Source organism: Pseudomonas sp. LB3P25 (assembly GCF_054897985.1).
In genome coordinates, this window is record NZ_CM142711.1 from 425,323 (window position 1) to 446,908 (window position 21,586).

20 protein-coding genes are annotated in these 21,586 nt (G+C 59.2%); 13 read left to right on the top strand and 7 right to left on the bottom strand.

Annotated features, from left to right (window positions below; genetic code table 11):
• The first annotated feature begins 21 nt into the window (after positions 1-21).
• Both ACYZTW_RS01885 and ACYZTW_RS01890 read left to right on the top strand, forming a co-directional pair.
• The gene (locus tag ACYZTW_RS01885; RefSeq protein WP_462003512.1) at positions 22-708 is read left to right on the top strand and encodes a Crp/Fnr family transcriptional regulator; all 687 of its coding nucleotides are present in this window, start codon (positions 22-24) and stop codon (positions 706-708) included.
• A 244-nt stretch (positions 709-952) separates the two neighbouring features.
• On the top strand, positions 953-1,318 hold the full coding sequence (locus ACYZTW_RS01890; RefSeq protein WP_436275028.1) for a response regulator: 366 nt from the start codon (positions 953-955) through the stop codon (positions 1,316-1,318).
• A 155-nt stretch (positions 1,319-1,473) separates the two neighbouring features.
• On the opposite strand, the gene ACYZTW_RS01895 is transcribed toward ACYZTW_RS01890, so the two are convergent.
• On the bottom strand, positions 1,474-2,478 hold the full coding sequence (locus ACYZTW_RS01895; RefSeq protein WP_462003513.1) for an AraC family transcriptional regulator: 1,005 nt from the start codon (positions 2,476-2,478) through the stop codon (positions 1,474-1,476).
• Between the two features lie 100 nt (positions 2,479-2,578).
• Here ACYZTW_RS01895 and ACYZTW_RS01900 point away from each other — a divergent pair, with 100 nt between their 5' ends.
• From ACYZTW_RS01900 to ACYZTW_RS01935, 8 genes are all read left to right on the top strand, one after another.
• On the top strand, positions 2,579-3,652 hold the full coding sequence (locus ACYZTW_RS01900; protein ID WP_462003514.1) for a fatty acid desaturase: 1,074 nt from the start codon (positions 2,579-2,581) through the stop codon (positions 3,650-3,652).
• A gap of 385 nt (positions 3,653-4,037) precedes the next feature.
• Positions 4,038-4,619: an alpha/beta hydrolase gene (locus ACYZTW_RS01905; protein ID WP_223432440.1), complete on the top strand. Its 582-nt coding sequence runs from the start codon at positions 4,038-4,040 to the stop codon at positions 4,617-4,619.
• Positions 4,620-4,693: 74 nt separating this feature from the next.
• The gene (locus ACYZTW_RS01910; protein ID WP_462003515.1) at positions 4,694-5,623 is read left to right on the top strand and encodes a sigma 54-interacting transcriptional regulator; all 930 of its coding nucleotides are present in this window, start codon (positions 4,694-4,696) and stop codon (positions 5,621-5,623) included.
• A gap of 254 nt (positions 5,624-5,877) precedes the next feature.
• Complete coding sequence (locus ACYZTW_RS01915) at positions 5,878-6,660, top strand: MetQ/NlpA family ABC transporter substrate-binding protein (RefSeq protein ID WP_077432234.1); 783 nt, start codon at positions 5,878-5,880, stop codon at positions 6,658-6,660.
• A gap of 560 nt (positions 6,661-7,220) precedes the next feature.
• Positions 7,221-7,886: an amino acid ABC transporter permease gene (locus ACYZTW_RS01920; protein ID WP_462003516.1), complete on the top strand. Its 666-nt coding sequence runs from the start codon at positions 7,221-7,223 to the stop codon at positions 7,884-7,886.
• Positions 7,867-8,526: an amino acid ABC transporter permease gene (locus ACYZTW_RS01925; protein WP_462003517.1), complete on the top strand. Its 660-nt coding sequence runs from the start codon at positions 7,867-7,869 to the stop codon at positions 8,524-8,526. The genes ACYZTW_RS01920 and ACYZTW_RS01925 overlap by 20 nt, the downstream gene beginning before the upstream one ends.
• Positions 8,523-9,305, top strand: coding sequence for an amino acid ABC transporter ATP-binding protein (locus ACYZTW_RS01930; protein WP_462003518.1), 783 nt, complete (start codon positions 8,523-8,525; stop codon positions 9,303-9,305). Before ACYZTW_RS01925 ends, ACYZTW_RS01930 begins: the two co-directional genes overlap by 4 nt.
• Complete coding sequence (locus ACYZTW_RS01935; protein WP_462003519.1) at positions 9,302-10,168, top strand: transporter substrate-binding domain-containing protein; 867 nt, start codon at positions 9,302-9,304, stop codon at positions 10,166-10,168. Before ACYZTW_RS01930 ends, ACYZTW_RS01935 begins: the two co-directional genes overlap by 4 nt.
• Positions 10,169-10,382: 214 nt before the next feature.
• On the opposite strand, the gene ACYZTW_RS01940 is transcribed toward ACYZTW_RS01935, so the two are convergent.
• Positions 10,383-11,543, bottom strand: coding sequence for an AAA family ATPase (locus ACYZTW_RS01940; RefSeq protein ID WP_462003520.1), 1,161 nt, complete (start codon positions 11,541-11,543; stop codon positions 10,383-10,385).
• A 302-nt stretch (positions 11,544-11,845) separates the two neighbouring features.
• Between ACYZTW_RS01940 and ACYZTW_RS01945 the strand changes: the two genes are divergently transcribed.
• The 3 genes from ACYZTW_RS01945 to ACYZTW_RS01955 are packed head-to-tail and all read left to right on the top strand — an operon-like array spanning position 11,846 to position 17,084.
• Positions 11,846-12,949, top strand: a complete 1,104-nt coding sequence (locus tag ACYZTW_RS01945) for an efflux RND transporter periplasmic adaptor subunit (RefSeq protein ID WP_462003521.1) — start codon at positions 11,846-11,848, stop codon at positions 12,947-12,949.
• Positions 12,946-14,013: an efflux RND transporter periplasmic adaptor subunit gene (locus tag ACYZTW_RS01950; protein ID WP_462003522.1), complete on the top strand. Its 1,068-nt coding sequence runs from the start codon at positions 12,946-12,948 to the stop codon at positions 14,011-14,013. Before ACYZTW_RS01945 ends, ACYZTW_RS01950 begins: the two co-directional genes overlap by 4 nt.
• Positions 14,010-17,084, top strand: a complete 3,075-nt coding sequence (locus tag ACYZTW_RS01955; RefSeq protein WP_462003523.1) for an efflux RND transporter permease subunit — start codon at positions 14,010-14,012, stop codon at positions 17,082-17,084. Before ACYZTW_RS01950 ends, ACYZTW_RS01955 begins: the two co-directional genes overlap by 4 nt.
• Before the next feature lie 188 nt (positions 17,085-17,272).
• On the opposite strand, the gene ACYZTW_RS01960 is transcribed toward ACYZTW_RS01955, so the two are convergent.
• The 5 genes from ACYZTW_RS01960 to ACYZTW_RS01980 form a co-directional block, all read right to left on the bottom strand.
• Positions 17,273-17,899 (bottom strand): class I SAM-dependent methyltransferase, encoded by a 627-nt coding sequence (locus ACYZTW_RS01960; RefSeq protein ID WP_462003524.1) that lies wholly within the window; start codon positions 17,897-17,899, stop codon positions 17,273-17,275.
• A gap of 174 nt (positions 17,900-18,073) precedes the next feature.
• Positions 18,074-18,430, bottom strand: coding sequence for a DUF6124 family protein (locus ACYZTW_RS01965; protein ID WP_462003525.1), 357 nt, complete (start codon positions 18,428-18,430; stop codon positions 18,074-18,076).
• A 559-nt stretch (positions 18,431-18,989) separates the two neighbouring features.
• On the bottom strand, positions 18,990-19,634 hold the full coding sequence (locus ACYZTW_RS01970) for a methionine ABC transporter permease (RefSeq protein ID WP_462003526.1): 645 nt from the start codon (positions 19,632-19,634) through the stop codon (positions 18,990-18,992).
• Complete coding sequence (locus ACYZTW_RS01975) at positions 19,624-20,757, bottom strand: methionine ABC transporter ATP-binding protein (RefSeq protein WP_462003527.1); 1,134 nt, start codon at positions 20,755-20,757, stop codon at positions 19,624-19,626. The genes ACYZTW_RS01970 and ACYZTW_RS01975 overlap by 11 nt, the downstream gene beginning before the upstream one ends.
• Positions 20,758-20,759: 2 nt before the next feature.
• Complete coding sequence (locus tag ACYZTW_RS01980; protein ID WP_462003528.1) at positions 20,760-21,569, bottom strand: MetQ/NlpA family ABC transporter substrate-binding protein; 810 nt, start codon at positions 21,567-21,569, stop codon at positions 20,760-20,762.
• Positions 21,570-21,586: the final 17 nt, after the last annotated feature.

Below are 21,586 nucleotides of genomic sequence, written 5' to 3' on the forward strand. Positions count from 1 at the left end.
CGACAATCTCTAGGAGTTTTCATGGATATGCAGGTCTGGCGTCCACGCCTGATGAGCGGCCAGTGGTTCAGCCATTTACCTGTTCCTTTACAGGATAGTCTGCTGGCCGCCGCCAAAGTGCGGCGGTTGTCACCGGGCCAGCGGCTATTCAAGCGCGGCGATCCACCGTGCGGGCTGTACGCGGTGCTCGAAGGTTCGGTGCGCATCGGCGCGGTGAGCGAGCAGGGCAAGGAGGCGTTGCTGAGCCTGGTGGAGTCGCCTCACTGGTTCGGCGAAATCTGCCTGTTCGATGGCCAGCCGCGCACTCATGATGCGTTCGGTCTGGGCCATTGCACCTTGTTGCACATCCCGCAAACCGCGCTGCTGACGTTACTCGATGAACAACCGGTGTACTGGCGGCAGCTGGCATTGCTGATGAGCCAAAAACTACGCCTGACCTTCATCAATCTCGAACAACTGAGCCTGATGCCAGCCGCCGCTCGACTGGCTCATCGCTTGCTGATGATCGCCGAGGGTTACGGCGAAATCGACCCGCCGCGACGGGTGTTGCAACTGCCCCAGGAGCAATTGGCGTCGATGCTTTCGCTGTCGCGTCAGACCACCAACCAGATTCTCAATGACTTGCAGGGCCAGGGGATTGTGAATCTGAAGTATGGCGAGATCGAGATTCTGGATGCCGAGCGGTTGCGGGCGTTGGCGATGGTTTAAACATTTCAGCGTGCAACGCATACCGTGTAGCAGCTGGCGAAGCCTGCGTTCGGCTGCGCAGCAGTCGTAAAATCAGACAATGCGGTGTATCTGACCGACCGCGCATTCAGGGTTTACGACTGCTGCGCAGCCGAACGCAGGCTTCGCCAGCTGCTACAGATATTGTTATGGCTTAACTGGTCGGTATTGGTGGGCTTTGGACGCGAAGGCGCCTAGCCTGTGATGACGACAATCGAGGTGTGCCATGCGTGTGCTGTTAGTGGAAGACGAACCCGAGACCGCCAAACTCCTGGCCAAGGGCCTGAGTGAGGCAAGTTATTCGGTGGATGTGGCGCTCAATGGTATGGACGGCCGGCGCTTTATCGAGTCTGGCGAATACGAGCTGATCATCCTCGACGTGATGCTGCCGGGGCTCAATGGCTGGCAGTTGCTGCAGCAGATCCGCAAGCTCGGCGAAACGCCGGTGCTGTTCCTGACCACCAAGGACGGCATCGAGGATCGCCTGCGCGACCTGGAGTTGCATGAGGATGATTACCTGCTCAAGCCGTTTGCTGTGAGTGAACTGGTGAAGCGGGTGCGCAAGTTGTTAAGGCGGGATCGGGGGCGCTGAGGGTTCTGTGGTGCCTGAGCTATTGCCTTCGCGAGCAGGCTCGCTCCCACAGGGGAGGCTGCATTGCTCAACGATTTCGTGTTCACTGACGATCAAGTGTGGGAGCGAGCTTGCTCGCGAAGAGGCCAGGCCAAACAACCCATATTCCGGATCTGTCACTGCAACCCATCCCGAAACTGCCCCGGTGTCATCCCCGTCCAGCGCTTGAACGCGCGGCTGAAGCTACTCGTATCCGCAAATCCCAGCAAGTAGCTGATCTCGCTCAATGAGCATTGCGGATCGCGCAAATGCAGCAGCGCCAGATTCTCGCGGCTTTCGTTGAGCAGCGTGTCGAACCGGCAACCCTCGTCCGCCAGATGCCGTTGCAGGCTGCGCAAACTCAGATGCAGAGCCTGGGCGATATGTTCGGCGCTGGGCTCACCTTCCGGCAATTGCTCCTCAATGGCGTCGCGAACCTTTCGTTCCCAGGTCAGGGGTTTGAGTTGTGCGAGGGTGCGTTTGAGCACGGCTTCGTTGTGCTCGGCCAGTTCCGGGTTGGCGTCGTCCAGGTGGCTGTCGAAGTCCACGACGGCGAATTCCAGTCGGTCTTCATCGGCGGCGAAGTACACCGGTGAACGGAAGACTTTGTGCCATTGATGCGGGTCCGCCGGTTCCGGGCGGCGCAGGTACACCGCCAGCGGGGCGTAATCGCGGCCCAGGCGATTGCGGCAGGTGCGCACGTAAATCGCCGTGAAGGCATCGATGGCTTCGAAAGCCGGGGCCGGATTGCCTGGCGGGATTTTAAGGCGGAAGCGGTAGCGGTCCTCGGTGCGGGTCAGTTCCAGTTCCAGGGCATCGCTGACCACCTGGTGATAACGCACGATACGCTCGAACACTTCTCGTAGACTGCCGCTGGCCACCAGCGCATAACCGAGCGCGTGAAACGTGGTGGGGCTGACGAAGCGCGATACCCGCAAACCAATCGCCGGATCACCGCTGACCTGCACCGCGATTTCCCACAGGCGCGTGGTGCCGGACAACGGGTAACGGGCGTTCGGGTCGTCCATCAGTCGCGGGTCGAGCCCCGCCTGTTGGCACAGGGCGGTGCTGTCGAGGCCCAGGGCATCGAGTTGCTTGCGCAGGGCGCGGGTCCAGCTGGCGAGGGAGGTCGGTTCAGTCATGCTGATTGGCGCTTCCGGTCAACAGGTTGGCGTTCACGGCTACCGCTCTGGCAGGGTACTCAGGGCAGGATGCGAACATCAATAACCAGAGGATGGAAGCATGCACGGTACTTCTGCAAGTCCCCAGCGACTGAATGTAGCGCAACGTTCAGCACATATTCGCGAAGTGGTGTTGGCCAAGGGCGTTGAACTGCGTCAGCGCTACCCGATTCTCAACCATCAGGACGCCCTGGGCGCGAGCATTCTGGCCTTCGCGCTGGTCGGCATGATTGGCTCGGCGACGCTCTACATGGCCGGGCATATGGTGTGGTGGGTATGCCTGTTGCTCAACGCATTTTTTGCCTCGTTGACCCACGAACTCGAACACGACCTGATCCATAGCATGTACTTTCGCAAACAGCGCGTGCCGCACAACCTGATGATGGGACTGGTGTGGCTGGCGCGGCCGAGCACGATCAATCCGTGGATTCGCCGGCATCTGCACCTCAATCACCACAAAGTCTCCGGCACGGAATCCGACCTGGAAGAGCGCGCCATCACCAACGGCGAGCCTTGGGGTTTCGCGCGGCTGTTGATGGTCGGCGACAACGTGATGTCGGCGTTCATCCGTATGCTGCGGGCCAACACTTGGGCTCACAAGATCAGCATTATCAAGCGCGCGCTGAAGGTCTACGCGCCACTGGCGCTGGTGCATTGGGGGGCTTGGTACATGTTCCTGGGTTTCCATGCGGCCAATGGCATCGCCTATCTGATGGGAACGTCGATCGAATGGTCGGCGACCACGCTGTCGGTAATGCAAGTCATCGATATCGCTGCGGTGGTGATCATCGGCCCGAACGTGTTGCGTACGTTCTGCCTGCACTTTGTCAGCTCGAACATGCATTACTACGGTGACGTTGAGCCGGGCAATGTGATTCAGCAGACCCAGGTGCTGAACCCGTGGTGGATGTGGCCGTTGCAGGCGTTCTGCTTCAACTTCGGCAGCAGTCACGGCCTCCATCATTTTGTGGTCAAGGAACCGTTTTACATCCGTCAGATGACCGTGCCGGTGGCGCATAAGGTGATGCGTGAGATGGGTGTTCGGTTCAATGATTTCGGGACGTTTGGGCGGGCGAACCGGTTTGTGCGCAAGGAAGCTACAGAGACGCAGGAGGTTCGTGCTGCTCAGGCTTGATCGATGTGTCCGGAAACTCAAAACAGCAAAGGCGCCCGTCATCAATCTGACCCAAAAGGGCGATACGTTATGACGCAAGCAGGGTTGCCTGGTGGTGACTGTATCGCTGATTGATATATGCTTTTTGGATCTAATAAAGTAATTAAATATTCCTTTATTGGATAACCGTTTCAGTCAATCATCGCATCCAGTGATGTTGTTCGCGCTAGCAGATTTTGAGTTTCCGGGGCCGTCTCCTTGGCAGGGTGCGGTCCCTTTTTTTTGTCTATTCAAAACTGCTGTATATTCCTTATAGGTCTTAATAAATAGCTTCTTATTCCTTAACGAATATAACTCTCCTCCCTATACTTGCACAGGAACAGACACGCAGCAGGAGAGCTCCCCCATGCGCAACGAATCAATTCGCTACCTGATTGTGCCGGGCTGGCAAGGATCGCCAGAAGATCATTGGCAAAGCCATTGGCAGAACAGCCTGCCGAACAGCGCGCGGGTGGAGCAGGCCGACTGGCTGACCCCACGTCGTGAAGACTGGGTGGCGGCACTGGCTGAGGCGATTGCCGCCGACAGCACGCCGGTGATCCTGATCGCCCATAGCCTGGGTTGCATTACTGTCGCGCATTGGGCCGCTACTGCGCCCGTGCAGTTTTTGCGTCAGGTTCGCGGCGCCTTGCTGGTCGCCCCTGCGGACGTCGAGCGTCCGGCCTGCGCACCGGCCCTGCGCAACTTTGCACCGATTCCAACCCATCTGCTGCCGTTCCCGAGTCAGGTTGTCAGCTCCGACAACGACAGCGCCGTGAGCACACCGCGCGCATTGGAACTGGCACGTCACTGGGGCGCCGAGGCGGGGATTTTGTCGGGTGCCGGACACATCAACGTGAAGTCCGGTCACCAACGCTGGGAGCAGGGTTTTGCCTATCTCTATCGCCTGCAAAACCGAATGGAACACCACGCCCTGCGACGTGCTTGAACCTTTTCTTTTTTTTTCTTTTGTTTTTTAAAACAACGCCCCCGTCTCCCGGCGGTTTTGGGCGGGAGTCTGCCATGAGTTTTGAAGCCTTCGGTCAGCCGCTGCTGACCTTCCCCGACGCAGAAAAAAGTCCCCTGAGCATTCGCGCCAAGGCGCTGGTGTTTGTCGATCCTCGTTCGCGTCAGTTACGCCAGGAGCTGGAGCTATTGGCACCGCGCTCGATCTCGGTGTTGATCCGTGGCGAAACCGGCAGTGGCAAGGAGTTGCTCGCGCGGCACATCCATCGTGCGAGTGATCGTGGCGGGTTGTTCGTGTCGGTCAATTGCGGCGCGATCAGTCCGACTTACGCCGACGCTGAATTGTTCGGCTATGCCGCCGGCAGTTACAGCGGTTCGGCCAGCAGTCGCGCGGGTTGGTTCGGTTCTGCCAACGGCGGGACGCTCTACCTGGATGAGATCGGCGACTTGCCGCTACCGATCCAAATCAAGTTGCTAGCGGCCCTGGAAAACCACGAAGTCACTCGCGTCGGCGCTCACCAACCAAGCCCGGTGGACGTGCGCCTGGTCGCCGCGACCAGTATCGACCTGGCCCAAGCGGTGGCCGCCGGAAAATTCAATGAGCGGCTCTACCACTACCTCAGCGAAGGCCAGCTCGAACTGCCGGCCTTGCGTGAACGGGTGGGCGATATTCTGTCGCTGTCCGAATATTTCCTCGGCATCTACAGCCAGCGCCTGGACCTGCCGGTGCCGCTGATCAGCGAAGCCGCACAGCATCTGTTAGAGCAACACAGTTGGCCGGGCAACACCCGGGAGCTGGAGAACGTCATTCACTTTGCGTTGTTGGTCAGCACCGGCGATGAGATTTTGCCGGAGCATTTGAATCTGCCTGAAGCTCCTGCGCCATTAGTGCAGATCGAGCGGCAGCTGAAGCAGGTTCTCACCAGCGGTTCTGTCGCCGAAAAAGTAGCCTTGAAACAACTCCTCAAACAGACCGCGCTCTTGTAGGAGCAAGGCTTGCCCGCGATGGCGTTTGAGAGACAGACCGCGTTGCCAGGATCGCGAGCAAGCTTTGCTCCTACGGGTAGATGCGTGAGTTAGAGCTGTATGAACAAAATGGAATATGAAAGTGAATAAAAGATATTGTTCGGGAATAAAAAATCCCGGTATTGTCCGCGTCACGCCAGCGATAGCACTTCACTGGCACTCGTACTAAACAAGCCGTCGTCGATGACGACCGTGATTTTCGATAAGGACACTGCATGAAAAAGGTTCTGTTGTTCACCGCATTGGCGGCTGCCCTGACCGCGGGCCTGGCCCAGGCTGGCGAGAAACTGGTGGTTGCGGCGACCCCCGTTCCACACGCCGAGATTCTGGAACTGATCAAACCGACCCTCGCCAAAGAAGGCGTGGACCTGGAAATCAAAGTCTTCACCGACTACGTTCAGCCGAACGTACAGGTCGACCAGAAGCGTCTGGACGCCAACTACTTCCAGACCCTGCCGTACCTGAAAAGCTTCAACGAAGGCAAAGGCACTAATCTGGTGACCGTGATCGGCGTGCACGTCGAACCCTTCGGCGGCTACTCGAAGAAAGTCAAAACCCTGGCTGAGCTGAAAGACGGCGCAACCATCGCGATCCCGAACGAAGGCAGCAACAGCGGCCGTGCCCTGATCCTGCTGCAGAAGGCTGGCCTGATCGAGTTGAAAGACCCGAAAAACGCTCTGGCCACCCCGAAAGACATCGCCAAGAACCCGCACAACTTCAAGTTCAAGGAACTGGAATCGGCCATGCTGCCGCGTGTTCTGGACCAGGTCGACCTGGACATGATCAACACCAACTACGCGCTGGAAGCAGGTCTGAACCCGGCTAAAGACGCGCTGGTGATCGAAGGTTCGGATTCGCCATACGTGAACTTCCTGGTGGCTCGTCCGGACAACAAGGACAGCGTTGCCATCCAGAAACTGGCCAAGGCGTTGACCAGTCCTGAAGTGAAAGCCTTCATCGAGAAGAAGTACAGCGGCGCGGTATTGCCGGCGTTCTGATTCGCGAGGTAAACCCCTTCAAGGTTTCAAACGCCGACGGCTGATAGAGCGTCGGCGTTTTTTTATTGCGCCAGGATCAAAAGATCGCAGCCTCGTTTCACTCGACAGCTCCTACATTGAAATGCGTATCCCCTGTAGGAGCTGTCGAGTGAAACGAGGCTGCGATCTTTTGCTTTGAAGGTTTTAGGCCGCTCTGGCCTCCAACGCTCTGCGCAACGCCACCAACAACTTCACGATGTCCTGCGGATCCAGCCGCTGTGGCACTTTTACGTCAGCCATGTTCTCTTCCTTGTGAGGGTTCGGCCGGGGGAGTCTGGCCAAAAATTGTTCGTCCTTGGAGGGGCATTTTGAAAAAAAGATCCTTCCTGCAACGCAAAGAAAAATAGTCGTCTTCTGCTGCCGCAGCAAATGCGGAAGATAGTTTTTTGCGTGATATCAATATGCTTTAACGGTATTTAAATTCTTCTTTTTATACCTTTAAAGTCGGTGCCTGCCGGGTAGTTATCCACTGCCCATGGACTGCACCACCGTCGCTTACCCTGCGGCGTCCAGGATGTTCAATGAACTTCGATTACGCATTTATCCTCAGCACCTTGCCGGCGTTTCTTAAAGCCGTGGGCGTGACGCTGCAGGTCGGCTTTATCGCCATTGGCACGTCGTTGCTGGTGGCGCTGATCAACGCAACGATTCTGGTGTTCCGCACGCCTTACTTGCAGCGCCTGGTCGGGCTGTACGTGGAACTGGCGCGTAATACACCGCTCCTTATTCAGCTGTTCTTCGTTTACTTCGCCTTGCCGGCGCTGGGCATCAGCGTTTCAGGCTTTGCGGCGGCGATCATCACCATGACCTTCCTCGGCGGTGCCTACCTCACCGAAGTGCTGCGCGCCGGCGTCGACGCGGTGCCTGCGGCGCAGCTCGAGTCCGGCCGCTCCATCGGCCTGTCCCACGGGCAATTGCTGCGCTACGTGATCCTGCCGCAAGCCGGCATCCTCAGCCTGCCGTCGTTGTTCGCCAATTTTATTTTCCTGCTCAAGGAAACCACCGTGGTCTCAGCGGTGGCGGTGCCGGAGATTCTCTACACCACCAAGAGCTACATCGCGCTCTACTACAAAACCTACGAAATGCTCGCCGTGCTGACGTTGATTTGCGTGCTGCTGTTTCTACCGCTGTCGCTGCTGCTCAGCCGTCTGGAAAGGAGGCTCCAGCATGGCCAGTTCGGGTCTTGAGTTGTTGTGGGTGTCGTTGCCGCAATTGGGCAAGGGCGCCGCGCAAACGCTGTCGATCTCTTTCCTGAGCATCGCCATCAGCACCGTTGGCGGCGTGCTTTACGGTGTGCTGCGCACGCTGAATTCGAAATGGCTGAACGCGACCCTGCGGGTCTACCTGGAACTGTTCCGCGCAATTCCGGTGCTGGTCTGGCTGTATTTGCTGTTCTTCGGTCTGCCGATTTTCTTCGGCCTGAGCATTCCGAGTTTCTGGTGCGCAGTGCTGGTGTTGTCGTTGTGGGGCGCCAGCGAAGTCGGCGAAGTGGTGCGCGGCGCGCTGCATTCGCTGCCGCGCGGGCAGCGTGAGGCGGGGTTGTCGATTGGCCTGAACGGCCCGCAACTCTACGGCTATGTGTTGCTGCCACAAGCGCTGAAACGCATGACGCCGCCGACCATCAACGTTTACACGCGCATCATCAAGACCAGCTCCCTGGCGGTGTTGATCGGTGTGGTTGACGTGATCAAGGTCGGCCAGCAGATCATCGAACGCACTTACGAATCGGTGCTGATCTACGGCGCACTGTTCCTGTTTTTCTTTTTCATCTGCTACCCGCTTTCAGCCGCCTCGCGCGTGCTGGAGCGGCGCTGGACGCAAGCATGAGCGCATTGATCGAGTTCAAGGGTTTCAACAAGTTTTTCGGCGAGCAACAGGTACTCAAAGAGATCGATCTGCAAGTGAAGTCGGGCGAAGTGATCGTCATCCTCGGCCCCAGCGGCTGCGGTAAAAGCACCTTGCTGCGTTGCCTGAACGGTCTTGAAGTCGCCCACAGCGGCAGCTTGAATTTTGCCGGTCGCGAGTTGCAGGGCAAGGGCACCGACTGGCGCGAAGTGCGGCAGCAGATCGGCATGGTGTTCCAGAGTTACCACCTGTTCCCGCACATGAGCGTGCTCGACAACCTGCTACTCGGCCCGGTCAAAGTGCAGAAGCGCGACCGCCGCGAGGCCCGTGCCCAGGCCGAAGCGTTGCTTGAGCGCGTGGGCCTTTCGGACAAGCGCGATGCTTATCCAAGACAGCTCTCCGGTGGCCAGCAGCAACGCATCGCCATCGTCCGTTCGCTGTGCATGAACCCGAAGGTCATGTTGTTCGATGAAGTCACCGCCGCCCTCGACCCGGAAATGGTCAAGGAAGTACTGGAAGTTATCCAGGGTCTGGCCCGCGAGGGCATGACCCTGCTGATCGTCACCCACGAAATGGCGTTTGCCCGCGCCGTGGCTGACCGAATTGTGTTCATGGATGCCGGGCGAATCCTTGAGCAAAACCCTCCCGAGATTTTCTTTACGAACCCGCAAACCGCACGAGCGCAGCAGTTCCTGGAGAAGTTCTCCTACGTCGCCGCACTACCCAAAACGACTCAAACAAAGGAACTGGAACTGTTATGAAAACTGCCAAGTCTTCTCTGCTGCTACTCCCGCTGCTCGGCCTCGTGTTGCTGGCCGGTTGCAACAAAACCGAAGAACCCGCCAAACCAGCGGCCACCAGTGCCAGTTATCTGGAAAAAATCAAAGCACGGGACAAGCTGATCGTCGGTGTCTTCACCGATAAACCGCCGTTTGGTTTCGTTAATGAAGCCGGACGTTACGTCGGTTTCGATACCGACATCGGCCGTCAATTCGCCAAAGATCTGCTGGGCGATGAGAACAAGGTCGAGTTCGTCGCGGTAGAACCGGCGAGCCGGATTCCGTTCCTGCAAAGCGACAAAGTCGATTTGATTCTGGCCAACATGACCGTTACCCCCGAGCGCAAGGAAGCGGTGGAATTCACCAACCCTAACCTCAAGGTGGCGGTGCAGGCGTTGGTGCCACAGGCCAGTTCGGTGAAAAACCTTGATGACCTGGCGACGCGCACCACCATCGTCACCACCGGCACTACGGCCGATATCTGGCTGACCAAGAACCACCCGGACTGGAAACTGCTGAAATTCGAGAAAAACTCTGAATCTCTGCAAGCGCTGGCCAATGGGCGCGGCGATGCGTATGCGCAGGACAATCTGGTGCTGTTCAGCTGGGCGAAACAGAACCCTGGCTATCGCGTGCTCACCCAGACGTTGGGCGCTGAAGCACCGATTGCGCCGGCGGTGAAGAAGGGCAATATCGAACTGCGCGATTGGGTGAATGCCGAGTTGGCGAAGTTGGGGGAGGAGAAGTATTTGCTCAAGCTGTATGACCAATATGTGCGTAAAGAGCTGAGCGATGACACCAAGCCTGAGAGCGTGATTGTCGAGGGTGGGAAGTGGCAGGGGTGATTGGATTTTGAAATGTGGGTGGGTCTAAGATCCACCCCTCACCCCAGCCCTCTCCCCACGGGGGAGAGGGGGAAAGGGAGCAGATTGGGGGCCTTTCAGAACCTGAGTTCGACTCGGACTTTCAGGTCGATGTAACTCGAAAGTACAACTCGGTCAGTCCCCTCGCCCCTCGGGGAGAGGGCTAGGGTGAGGGGGGGATCGAAAGTCCAGCCAATCAATCCGGCCAATACCACGCCGGCTCATCCAGCATCCGCTGCCCGACAATCCCGGTCTGGCCCAGATTCTTCTCCAACACAATGCAATTGCACTCCGGATCCTCCTGCAACGCCGAGATCAACCGCCGCGCATGGGACACCACCCACACCTGACACTGCTCCGACGCGCGAATAATCAACCGTGCCAACGCTGGCAACAGGTCCGGGTGCAGACTGGTTTCCGGCTCGTTCAACACCATCAGCGTCGGTGGCCGAGGCGTCAGTAGCGCGGCGACCAGCAGCAAATAGCGCAATGTCCCGTCCGACAACTCGGCCGCCGACAAGGGCCGCAACAATCCTTCCTGGTAAAACTCGATCGCAAACCGACCACCCTGAAGCGGCGCGATGTTCAATCGCGCGCCTGGGAAAGCGTCGCTGACGGCGGCTTGCAAGGCCTCGGGATCGCCGATTTCGCGGATCGTCTGCAACGCGGCCGCCAGATCCCGACCGTCGTGATGCAGCACCGGCGTGCGGGTGCCCAATTGCGGTTGGCGAACCGGCGCGTCGGCGTCGCTGCGAAAGTGATCATAGAACCGCCAGCGGCGGATGAATTCACGCAACTGCATGACTTCCGGCGAGGTGCGAAAGCTGCCGACCTGATCGAACAGGCTGTCGAAATTCGGTGTGTGCTGGGCCAGTACGTCCCAGGCGCGACCGACCCGGGTGCGAATCATTGGGCCGTTGCGGTCCACCAGCAGGCTGGCCGGGCGGTAAAACGGACCGGACCAGATGCATTCCTTTTTGATTTCCGGGTCCAGAGAAAACTCGGAAAGGCTCGGCTCCGGCAGACCCAACGCGATCGAGTAGCTGAAATCTTCCCCGGCAAACCCCAGACGCAGGCGTTTGGCGCCGTGTCGAACGGTTGCCTCGATCGGGACTTCACCATTACGCATGCGTCGGGTGATGTTCTCCGGCCCGGCCCAAAAGGTCGAATCCAGCCCACCCTCGCGGGCCAAGGCATTGACCACGCCGCCCTGAGCGGTTTCCGCCAGCAGGCGCAACGCGCGGTAAAGGTTGGATTTGCCGCTGCCATTGGGGCCGGTGATCAAGTTCAGCCGACCCAATGGAATCACCAATTTATTGATCGAGCGGTAATTGGCCACCGCGAGGGTTTTGAGCATGGGAAGCTTCCTGCTGCATGGTTCGCCAGTTTGCCTTATTGTCGGAAGCACTGTGCCCCTGTAGCAGCTGGCGAAGCCCTGTGGGAGCGAGCCTGCTCGCGAAAGCGGCGTTTCAGTCGGCATCAATGTGGGCTGATACACCGCCTTCGCGAGCAGGGCTCGCTCCCACAGGGCTTCGCCAGCTGCTACAAGGATCGTGATGTGATCGCTTTATTTGAAGCTGTCAGGTGTCCCCTTGAACCCTGTTCTAAGCTCACAGTCGTATCGCCATCGGCACGTCCGTACAACGCAAAGGAGTCTGCATGGCTGGTCCCGGCTTGAAAATAGTGGTTGGCTTGGGCGTCCTTGCCTTGCTGGCCGCGTGCGGCGATAAAAAACCGGTCGAGAAGGATCGGCCGCGGGTGTTCGTGCAAGAGGTCAAGTCGGCTGATTACGCAGCGTCGGTGACACTTACCGGCGATGTTCAGGCGCGTGTCCAGACAGAATTGTCGTTCCGCGTGGGTGGCAAGATCATCCAGCGCATGGTCGATGTCAGTGACCGGGTATCGGCCAAACAAGTGCTGGCCAAACTCGATCCCAAGGACCTGCAAACCAACGTCGACTCGGCCCAGGCTCAGGTCGTTGCCGAACAGGCCCGAGTCAAACAGACCGCCGCCGCTTTCGTTCGCCAGCAAAAACTCCTGCCCAAGGGCTATACCAGCCAAAGCGAATACGATTCCGCCCAAGCCGCCTTGCGCAGCAGCCAAAGCGCCCTGACCGCTGCCCAGGCGCAACTGGCCAATGCCCGTGAACAACTGAGCTACACCTCGCTGGTCGCTGATGCGCCGGGAGTGATTACCGCGCGTCAGGCCGAAGTTGGCCAGGTGGTACAGGCCACGGTGCCGATTTTCAGCCTGGCCCGTGACGGTGAGCGCGACGCGGTGTTCAACGTCTACGAATCGCTGCTGACAGAGCCGCCAGAGGGAAAAACGGTGGTCGTCAGCCTGCTCGACAACCCCGGGATCAAAACCACCGGCACCGTTCGGGAAATCACCCCGGCCGTCTCCGCGCAGACCGGCACGGTGCAGGTCAAAGTCACCCTCAACGGGCTCCCGGAAGGCATGCAGCTTGGCTCGGTGGTGAGTGCCACGGCCAAGACACCGGGCAAATCGGCGGTCGAACTGCCCTGGTCGGCACTGACGAAAAATCTCAGCGACCCGGCCGTATGGCTGGTGGACGACGAGGGCAAGGCACAGCTGCACACCGTCACTGTCGGTCGCTACCTGACCGGCAAAGTGATCATCAGCGCCGGTCTGAAGGGGGGCGAAAAAGTCGTCATCGCCGGCGGCCAGTTGCTGCACCCCGGCGTGAAGGTGGAAATCGCCGAAAACACCTACAAGGATTTAGCCGCGGGAGCCCAGCCATGAAGCGTCTGCTACTGGTTTTCGCCGGTGTGATGCTGGTGGCCTGCTCGAAAAAAGAACCGCCACCGGAGCCGGTGCGCCCGGTGCTATCGATTAAGGTCCAGGCGCTGGATGAAGAAAGCCTGGGCCGCTTCGCCGGCAGCATCCAGGCCCGTTATGAAAGCAATGTCGGGTTCCGGGTGCCGGGGCGTATCGCCAGCCGTAACGTCGATGTCGGTGCCGAAGTCGATAAGGGCGCGTTGCTCGCCACGCTCGACCCCACCGATCAGCAGAACCAGTTGCGTTCCGCTCAGGGTGATCTGGCCAGCGTCCAGGCGCAACTCATCAACGCCCAGGCCAACGCCCGGCGTCAGCAAGAGTTGTTCGATCGTGGTGTGGGTGCCCAGGCGCAACTCGACATTGCACAGACCGACCTCAAAACCACCCAGGCCTCCCTCGATCAAGCGAAGGCTGCGGTCGATCAGGCCAAGGACCAGCTCAACTACGTCGAACTGCGCGCTGACCACAAAGCCATTGTCACCGCGTGGAACGCCGAAGCCGGTCAAGTCGTCACCGCTGGCCAGCAGGTAGTGACCCTGGCGCAGCCGGACATCAAGGAAGCGGTGATCGACCTGCCGGACACCCTGGTCGACCAGTTGCCGGAAGACGTGGTGTTTCAGGTTGCCGTCCAGCTCGACCCGAGCATTACCACCACCGCTATCGTTCGCGAAATCGAACCCCAGGCGCAAAGCGCGACCCGCACCCGTCGCGCCCGCCTGACACTGACCGACACGCCACCGGGGTTTCGCCTGGGCACGGCGATCAGCGTGACCCTCAGCTCCGCGATCAAACCGCGTATCGAACTGCCCCTGACCGCGCTCCAGGAAGTCGATGGCAAATCGCGCATCTGGGTCATCGACCCGCAGACCCAAACCGTTTCTCCGCGAGACGTCAGCCTGATCAGCCGCACTGACTCAACGATGGTCCTGGCCAACGGCGTGAAGTCCGGCGAGCGGGTGGTCAGTGCCGGCGTGAATAGCCTGAAACCGGGGCAGAAAGTAAAAATCGATGAGGACAGCCCGCAATGAAAGGGAGTTTCAACTTATCCGAATGGGCCCTCAAGCATCAGTCGTTTGCCTGGTATTTGATGTTCATCGCGCTGCTGATGGGCGTGTTCTCGTACATGAATCTCGGTCGCGAGGAAGACCCGTCGTTCACCATCAAAACCATGGTGATCCAGACCCGCTGGCCAGGTGCGACCCAGGAAGAAACCCTCAAGCAGGTCACTGACCGGATCGAGAAAAAACTCGAAGAGCTTGATTCGCTCGACTACGTGAAAAGCTACACCCGCCCTGGCGAGTCGACGGTCTTCGTTAACTTGCGTGACACCACCAGCGCCAAGGACATTCCGGAAATCTGGTACCAGGTGCGCAAGAAGATCAACGACATTCGCGGCGACTTCCCCCAAGGCCTGCAAGGGCCGGGATTCAACGATGAATTCGGTGACGTGTTCGGCTCGGTGTACGCCTTTACTGCAGACGGCTTGTCGATGCGCCAATTGCGCGACTACGTCGAGCAGGTCCGCGCCGAGATCCGCGAAGTACCGGGGCTGGGCAAGGTCGAGATGGTCGGCGAGCAGGACGAAGTCCTGTACCTGAACTTCTCCACCCGCAAACTGGCGGCGCTGGGCATCGATCAGCGCCAGGTGGTGCAGAGCCTGCAATCGCAGAACGCGGTGACCCCGGCCGGTGTGATCGAGGCCGGTCCCGAGCGGATTTCCGTGCGTACGTCTGGGCAGTTTGCCTCCGAGAAAGACCTGGAAAACGTCAACCTGCGACTCAACGATCGCTTCTACCGCCTCGCCGATGTTGCCGAGATCAGTCGTGGCTATGTCGACCCGGCGACACCGGAGTTCCGCTTTAACGGCCATCCTGCCATCGGCCTCGCCATTGCGATGAAGAAGGGCGGCAACATTCAGGTGTTCGGCAAGGCGTTGCACCAGCGCATGACCGACCTGACCGCCGACCTGCCGGTAGGCGTCGGTGTGCACAACGTTTCCGACCAGGCCGAAGTGGTGGAAAAAGCCGTCGGCGGCTTTACCAGCGCACTGTTCGAAGCGGTGGTGATCGTGCTGATCGTCAGCTTCATCAGCCTCGGCGTGCGCGCCGGGCTGGTGGTGGCGTGCTCGATTCCGCTGGTGCTGGCGATGGTCTTCGTCTTCATGGAATACAGCGGCATCACCATGCAGCGGATTTCCCTCGGCGCGCTGATCATTGCGCTCGGACTGCTGGTGGATGACGCGATGATCACCGTCGAGATGATGGTCACGCGCCTGGAAATGGGCGAGACCAAGGAGCAAGCGGCCACGTTCGCTTACACCTCGACCGCGTTCCCGATGCTCACCGGTACGTTGGTGACGGTGGCCGGTTTCGTGCCCATCGGCCTGAACGCCAGCTCGGCGGGCGAGTACACCTTCACGCTGTTCGCGGTGATCGCGGTGGCCATGATCGTGTCGTGGATTGTTGCGGTGCTGTTTGCCCCGGTGATCGGCTTGCACATCCTCAGCGCCAACGTTAAACCTCACGACGCAGAACCGGGGCGCATCGGCAGGACGTTCAATTACGGCTTGCTTTGGGCCATGCGCAATCGCTGGTGGGCGATCGGCATCACCATCGCGCTGTTCGTGGCGTCGGTGTTTTCCATGCAGTTCGTGCAGAACCAGTTCTTCCCGTCCTCGGACCGTCCGGAAATCCTCGTCGATCTGAACCTGCCGCAAAACGCCTCGATCGCCGAAACCCGCAAGGCTGTGGACAAGCTCGAGGCGACGCTCAAGGGCGACCCGGACATCGTGCGCTGGAGCACTTACATCGGCGAAGGGGCGATCCGTTTCTACCTGCCCCTCGACCAGCAATTGCAGAACCCGTACTACGCGCAATTGGTGATCGTCAGCAAAGGGCTGGAATCGCGTAACGCGCTTAGCCAGCGCTTGCGCGAGCGGCTGCGCAAAGATTTTGTCGGTATCGGCAGCTACGTCCAGGCGCTGGAAATGGGCCCGCCGGTAGGGCGGCCTATTCAGTACCGGGTCAGCGGCAAGGACATCGATCAGGTGCGCAAGCACACCATCGCCCTGGCCACCGAACTGGATAAAAACACCCACATCGGCGAAATTATTTACGACTGGAACGAACCGGGCAAAGTCCTGCGCATCGACATCGCGCAGGACAAGGCGCGGCAATTGGGGCTGTCTTCGGAAGACGTGGCCAACCTGATGAACAGCATCGTGGTCGGTGCACCGGTGACTCAGGTCGACGACGATATCTACCTGATCAACGTGGTGGGTCGCGCTATCGATGCGGAGCGCGGCACGCCGGAAACCCTGCAGAATCTGCAGATCGTCACGCCGGGCGGCACGTCGATTCCGTTGCTGGCTTTCGCCACTGTGCGCTATGAACTTGAGCAACCGCTGGTCTGGCGCCGCGACCGCAAGCCGACGATCACCATCAAGGCTGCTGTGCGCGACGAGATTCAACCCACCGACCTGGTGAAACAACTCCAACCCGACATCGATAAATTCGCCGCCAATTTGCCGGTGGGCTACAAGGTCGCCACCGGCGGCACCGTCGAGGAAAGCGGCAAGGCCCAAGGGCCGATTGCCAAGGTCGTGCCGTTGATGCTGTTTTTGATGGCGACCTTTTTGATGATCCAGCTGCACAGCGTGCAGAAGCTGTTCCTGGTGGCCAGTGTCGCGCCGCTCGGGCTGATTGGCGTGGTGATAGCGCTGATCCCGACGGGCACGCCTATGGGTTTCGTGGCGATCCTCGGGATTCTGGCGCTGATCGGCATCATCATCCGCAACTCGGTGATTCTGGTGACGCAGATCGACGCGTTGGAGAAGGACGGTCATGCACCGTGGGATGCCGTGGTGCGAGCCACGGAGCATCGTCGCCGGCCGATTCTGCTGACGGCTGCGGCAGCGAGCATGGGGATGATCCCGATCGCCCGGGAAGTGTTTTGGGGGCCGATGGCTTACGCGATGATTGGCGGGATTATTATTGCGACGTTGCTGACGTTGCTGTTTTTGCCGGCGCTGTACGTTGCCTGGTACAAAATCCGCGAACCGAAGAAAGGTGATCGGCTTGAGACCCACCCCTCACCCTAACCCTCTCCCCAGGGGGTAGAGGGGACTGACCGAGGTGTTCCTGAGAAATTTTGCGACCGGGGAAATAGAGTCGAACTCAGGTTTGAAAAGCTTGAAGATCTGCTCCCTTTCCCCTCGCCCCTTTGGGGCGGTCCGACGTTTCGGGAGGGTTGGGGTGAGGGGTGGATCTCATTGACACACCCCAACAATCACACCCGACGCCAAACACTCGCCAACCAAGGCTGCTGCTCCCTCGGTAGCCCCGCCGGCCGGTAGTAATGCTCCAACTCCACAAACCCTGCCTCAGTCAGCAACTCGCGCCATGCATTGAGGTCGTGATACGCCCCATAACGCGGCCCATTCCACCCCTCCTGATTCTCGCCACGCGGATTGGAACTGAACAACACCCCGCCCGGCTTCAGCGCCCCGCGCAACTCCTTCAACACCCGAGGCAATTCCTGACGCGGAATATGAAACAACACCGCATTGGCGAAGATCCCGTCAAAGCGCTCGGCCGGCAAATCCAGTTTTAGAAAATCCTGCTGCCAGACCTCGCAACCACTGTCTTCACGCGCCATCTGCGCAAACTTCTCCGAGCCATCAAGCCCGACCGCCGTATGGCCCATGCGCGTGAAGGTTTGCAAATCACGCCCCGGCCCACAGCCAAAGTCGAGAATGTCGAACGGCGCCTCGCCCTGAATATGCCGCAGCAGCGCATCAATGTTCTGGCTGACATCGTGATCGCGAGTCCCTTCGCGAAAACCTTCGGCCACCGAGTTGTAATGGCCCAGGGTGGTGGAGGTGATCTGCTCGAGGTCGGCGGGGGTCTGTTTCATGGTCGGCTGCGCAGGCAATGTGAGTTCGCCGAATATACGCCATGGGGCAGAAGGCTGCTTCGCAGCCATTCGCGAGCAGGCTCGCTCCCACAGGGAACCGCGTCCGTCTGGACAACTCGGTCAATTGTGGGAGCGAGCCTGCTCGCGAAGGCGGTATTACTACCGACCGATATCTCAGCCCTGTTTCATCCCCAGACAATCAATGGACCGATCAACCATGGCTTTGGCAATCTCCAGCAAATGCCAAACGGAAAACACCATGGCTCTGTCGGCGCCTTTGAGGTGATCGCCACACTGATAAGCCGTGACCGAAGCACAGCGCAGCAGATCCGCGACATAGAGTTGGGCATCTTCGAAACTCACATCCTCACTGACGTTGTAGAACCGCAGTTCATCGGGTGCCGAAGGCTGCTTGCCGGTGAGATGAAAATCGATTGCACGGTACAGCGCGGAACGGTCCTTGAGCAGGTCGTCGGTGAAGGCTTTATTGGAGGATGTTTCGGGAGGTGGATCGGGAATGGATCTTTCCATGAGTGTTGCTCCTATTGCTGCATGGGAGCCGCCACTATTCGCCTACTAAACGATGGGTGGCGGCTGTACGCAGGTTAGTAGGCCGGTCAATAGGTAAACCGGTGCACCCGAAGATGCCCCACGCACAGCCACCATATTCAGCATTCGGCAAAAAGTGCCGAACATGAGCATGAAATGCTATGCGCCTATTGATCCGGGCTACTAAACCCGATCACTGATGAGCAGTGACGGGCCGAAGACTAGTCATCAGATTCTGTCGGCGCAAGCGAGCGGAATGATCTAGGAAACGTCCTGCAAATGAAAGGGATTGGCCCTGCTGGCACCCTGATTTTCTTGTGCGAAATGTTCCCTTCTGAAGTGGCTCATTACCTGTGGCGGCCGATGCTTTTGTGGCGAGGGGGTTTACCCCCGTTGGGCTGCGAAGCAGCCCCAAAACCTGCCGACCTGTTTTGCCTGACACACCTCTTTTAATGGCTTTGGGGGCTGCTTCGCAGCCCAACGGGGGTAAACCCCCTCGCCACAAAAGCCCCTTCACCCACAAAAAGTGTTCGCAACAGGCTTAGCGCTTGTTGAGCCCTCGCGCCAGCCGATCCCCACCCAACTGAATCACCGCCACCAACACCACCAGCAACACAATCACCGTCAACATGATCTGGCTATCAAACCGCTGATACCCGTACCGATACGCAATGTCCCCCAACCCACCGGCGCCAATCGCCCCGGCCATGGCCGACGAGTTGATCATCGTCACCAAGGTGATGGTGAAACCGCCGACAATCCCCGGCAGCGCCTCGGGCAACAACACATGCCAGACGATATGCCCGCGCCGGCAACCCATCGCCTGCGCCGCTTCGATCAACCCGTGATCAACCTCACGCAAACTGACTTCGGCTATGCGCGCAAAGAACGGTGTGGCAGCAATGGTCAGCGGCACCACGGCCGCCCAAACGCCGTAAGTGGTGCCGACGATCAACCGCGTAAACGGAATCAGCGCCACCATCAAAATCAGAAACGGAATCGAGCGGAACAGGTTCACGAATCCCCCCAACGCACGGTTCAGCGCCGGCGCTTCATAGATCCCGCCCTTGGAGCTGGTGACCAGAATCACCGCCAGCGGAATGCCCGCCAGCAGCGCGATCAATGACGACACGCCGACCATCAGGAAGGTGTCGATGAAGCCTTGCAGCAAGCGATCAAACCACATAACCCAGTACCTCCACCTGTTGCGCCCAGTTGCCAGCGCGTTGACGCAATTCCTCTGCGCCGAGGGACGAACCGGTCACCGCCAACAGCAATTGCCCCAATGCATGGCCCTGAATCCGTTCCACGCCACCTTGCAGCAAGCGCACACGGCCGCCGAGGGCGGCGAACAGTGCGGCCAGATCCGGTTCATCGCTGGCGCTGCCGGTGAACTGCAAGCGCAGCACCACAGCGGCATCCGAGGACTGTGGGTGTGCCTGCAAACGGCTTTGCAATTCGTCCGGCAAACCGTGTTGCAGCGGCGCCAGCAAGGTTTTGCTGACCTCGTGCTGCGGGTTGCCAAAGACTGCCCAGACCGGGCCTTGTTCGACGATTCGTCCGTGTTCCAGCACGACGACCCGATCACAGATATCGCGAATCACCGCCATCTCGTGAGTGATCAGCACGATGGTCAGGCCCAGGCGCTGATTGATCTCGCGCAGCAGGCCGAGGATTGATTGCGTGGTTTCCGGGTCCAGAGCCGAAGTGGCTTCGTCGCACAGCAGAATCGCCGGGTCATGCACCAAGGCGCGGGCGATGCCGACGCGCTGTTTCTGCCCGCCGGAAAGCTGCGCCGGGTAGGCCTTGTGCTTCTCTTGCAGGCCCACCAGTTCCAGCAATTCGCGGACTTTGTGCTCGCGTTTTTCCTTGGGCACCCCCGCGACTTTCAGCGGCAACTCGACGTTCTGCCAAACCGTCTTGGCCGACATCAGGTTGAAGTGCTGGAAGATCATGCCGATGCGCCGACGCAGCGCCACCAGGCGGTCTTCATCGAACTCGCCGATGTCGACCTGATCGATCAGCACGCGCCCCGTACTCGGTTGTTCCAAGCGGTTGATGGTGCGAATCAGCGACGACTTGCCGGCGCCGCTGCGACCGATGATACCGAACACTTCACCGCGCTGGATCGCCAGGTCGATGCCGTGCAGGGCGGCCACGGGGCCTTGCTGACCGTTGTAGGTTTTGCCCAGGCCAATGAAGCGCACATGAGCGCGGTTCAGGTCGGGGTGCAGTTCGGTTTGTATAGCATGCTCTGGGGTATGGCGAGGCTCTGGAATTTCCAGTCGCAGTTGAGTGGCTGCCGTCATCCTCAGCTTTCCCAGCCGGCTTGGTAGAGCTTGCCGTGGGCCTTATCCAGCGCTGCACGAACGGCCGGCGAATGCTGGTAAATGTCGACAAATTTGATTAGGCGCGGGTCGGTTTTGCTTTTCGGCTGGATCACGAACTGGATCACGTATTCCTTGTGGTCGAGGCCGTCGAACAGCAGGGCGGAGCCGGCATCGAAGGTCTTCGACAGGCGGATGTAAGCCGGGTAACCCTGAACCAAATCGGCGTCGTCATAGGCGCGTACCAATTGCACGGCTTCGACCTGCAGGATCTTGATTTTCTTCGGGTTGGCGATGATGTCTTCTTCGGTAGCCTTGTAACCGACACCCGGTTTGAGCGTGATCAGTCCGGCCTTGGCTAACAGCTGCAAGCCACGACCGCTGTTGATCGGGTCGTTGGCAATCGCCACGCTGGCGCCTTCCGGCAGTTCGTCGAAGCTTTTGTATTTCTTCGAGTAGAGGCCGACGTTGTTGATGATCCCCGGCGCGAACGGCACCAGGTCAAAACCGGCGGCGGCTTTGGCGTTTTCCAGGAACGGGACGTGCTGGAAGTAGTTCACGTCGATGTCGCCGGCGGCGAGGCTGACATTGGGCGCGATCCAGTCGCTGAACTCCACCAGGTCGACTTGCAGGCCTTGTTTCTTGGCTTCTTCGACGGCGGCTTCCAGGGGAATGGCGAAAGCGGCGGTGGTGCCGACTTTTAGCGGCGCGTCGGCGGCGAAGGTGATGGAGCTGAAAAGGCCGAGGGCCAGGGCCAGTGCTTTGACTGGGTGAGAGAGGTAGTTTTTGGTCATGATGGTTATTCCAGTCA